This window comes from Sagittula sp. S175, from assembly GCF_049800975.1.
In the GTDB taxonomy this organism is placed as follows: domain Bacteria; phylum Pseudomonadota; class Alphaproteobacteria; order Rhodobacterales; family Rhodobacteraceae; genus Sagittula.
In genome coordinates, this window is sequence record NZ_JBNAGB010000038.1 from 1 (window position 1) to 2,500 (window position 2,500).

Consider the following 2,500-nt stretch of genomic DNA (forward strand, 5'->3'; position numbering starts at 1 on the left):
CTAGGTTTGGCGGTTACCTACTCTCCCACGTCTTGAGACGCAGTACCATTGGCGTGGAAGCACTTAACGGCCAGGTTCGGGATGGGACTGGGTGTATTGCTTTCGCTATGACCACCAAACCGAGGAAAGACACGATCAACTGTTGTCCAAGTGTTTTACACTTGTGTGTATGCTTTGATTTGTAACCTGGCTGTTACTGGATCAAATCAAGCCTATCGGACCATTAGTACCGGTCAACTGAATGCATTGCTGCACTTACATCTCCGGCCTATCGACGTGGTGGTCTACCACGGTCCTCAGGGATACCTTGTTTTGAGGGGGGCTTCCCGCTTAGATGCCTTCAGCGGTTATCCTGTCCGTTCATAGCTACCCAGCACTGCCGTTGGCACGACAACTGGTCCACCAGTGGAACGTTCACCCCGGTCCTCTCGTACTAGGGGCAACTCCTCTCAAGTATCCTACACCCACGGCAGATAGGGACCGAACTGTCTCACGACGTTCTAAACCCAGCTCACGTACCTCTTTAAATGGCGAACAGCCATACCCTTGGGACCTGCTCCAGCCCCAGGATGAGATGAGCCGACATCGAGGTGCCAAACACTGCCGTCGATATGGACTCTTGGGCAGTATCAGCCTGTTATCCCCGGCGTACCTTTTATCCGTTGAGCGATGGCCCTCCCACTTGGGACCACCGGATCACTATGGCCGACTTTCGTCTCTGCTCGACTTGTCAGTCTCGCAGTCAGGCTGGCTTATGCCATTGCACTCAACGAGCGATTTCCGACCGCTCTGAGCCAACCTTCGCGCGCCTCCGTTACGCTTTAGGAGGCGACCGCCCCAGTCAAACTACCCACCACGCAGGGTCCCGGATCCGGATAACGGACCGCGGTTAGACATCAATCAGAACAAGGGTGGTATCTCAAGGGAGGCTCCACAGGGACTGGCGTCCCTGCTTCGAAGCCTACCACCTATCCTGCACATGTTGTGACTGATGCCAGTGCGAAGCTGTAGTGAAGGTGCACGGGGTCTTTCCGTCTAACCGCGGGAAGCCTGCATCTTGACAGGCAATTCAATTTCGCTGAGTCGATGTTGGAGACAGCGGGGAAGTCGTTACGCCATTCGTGCAGGTCGGAACTTACCCGACAAGGAATTTCGCTACCTTAGGACCGTTATAGTTACGGCCGCCGTTTACCTGGGCTTCAATTCAGAGCTCTCACCCCTCCTTTTAACCTTCAGGCACCGGGCAGGCGTCAGACCCTATACGTCGTCTTGCGACTTCGCAGAGCCCTGTGTTTTTAATAAACAGTCGCCACCCCCTGGTTTGTGCCCCCGGCACTCATGTACCGGGCCTCCTTCTCGCGAACTTACGGAGGTATTTTGCCGAGTTCCTTCAACATCGTTCTCTCAAGCGCCTTGGTATACTCTACCAGTCCACCTGTGTCGGTTTAGGGTACGGTCTCATGAAGGGCTATTTCCAGGAACCGTCTTGGATACAGGTCAATCCGATAAGACCTGCACGCCGCCACGATCCGTCACATCCTTCTGGCCCAGGAATATTAACCTGGTTCCCATCGACTACGCCTTTCGGCCTCGCCTTAGGGGCCGGCTTACCCTGCTCAGATTAGCTTTAAGCAGGAACCCTTGGACTTTCGGCGAGAGTGTCTCTCACACTCTTTGTCGCTACTCATGTCATCATTCTCGCTAGTGATCTCTCCACCGGATGGCTCACGCCCCGGCTTCACAGAAAGCACTCTATCCGTCATTACATCCCGTGGGATGCAAATACGGATGAGTGCTATGTCACACTACGCTCCGCTACCATGCACTATGTGCATCCTCAGCTTCGGCTCATGGCTTGAGCCCCGTTACATCTTCGCCGCAGGACAACTTGATTAGACCAGTGAGCTGTTACGCTATCTTTAAAGGATGGCTGCTTCTAAGCCAACCTCCTGGTTGTTTTGGTCGTCCCACCTGCTTTCCCACTTAGCCATGAATTGGGGGCCTTAGCTGGAGGTCAGGGTTGTTTCCCTCTTCACTACGGACGTTAGCATCCGCAGTGTGTCTGCCATCTAGTACTCCCGGGTATTCGGAGTTTGGTTAGGATCAGTAAGCCTGTGGGGCCCCATTACCCATCCAGTGCTCTACCCCCCGGGGTATTCGGATGACGCTCTACCTAAATAGATTTCGCGGAGAACCAGCTATCTCCGAGTTTGATTGGCCTTTCACCCCTAGGCACAACTCATCCCGACCTTTTTCAACAGGTGTGGGTTCGGACCTCCAATAAGTGTTACCTTATCTTCATCCTGGTCATGCCTAGATCACTCGGTTTCGGGTCTGATCCATCTAACTCGACGCCCTATTAAGACTCGCTTTCGCTGCGCCTACACCTAACGGCTTAAGCTTGCTAGATAGACCAAGTCGATGACCCATTATACAAAAGGTACGCCGTCACTTCGCAAGGAAGCTCCGACTGATTGTAGGCGTTCGGTTTCAGGTACTG

General features: G+C 53.7%; 2 rRNA genes (1 of these 2 cut by a window edge). Both read right to left on the reverse strand.

What is annotated here, in order from left to right:
• Positions 1-4: 4 nt before the first annotated feature.
• A 5S ribosomal RNA gene (gene rrf / locus ACP16H_RS25030) occupies positions 5-119 on the reverse strand.
• Positions 120-202: 83 nt separating this feature from the next.
• Positions 203-2,500, reverse strand: a 23S ribosomal RNA gene (locus ACP16H_RS25035) (it continues 525 nt past the right edge of the window).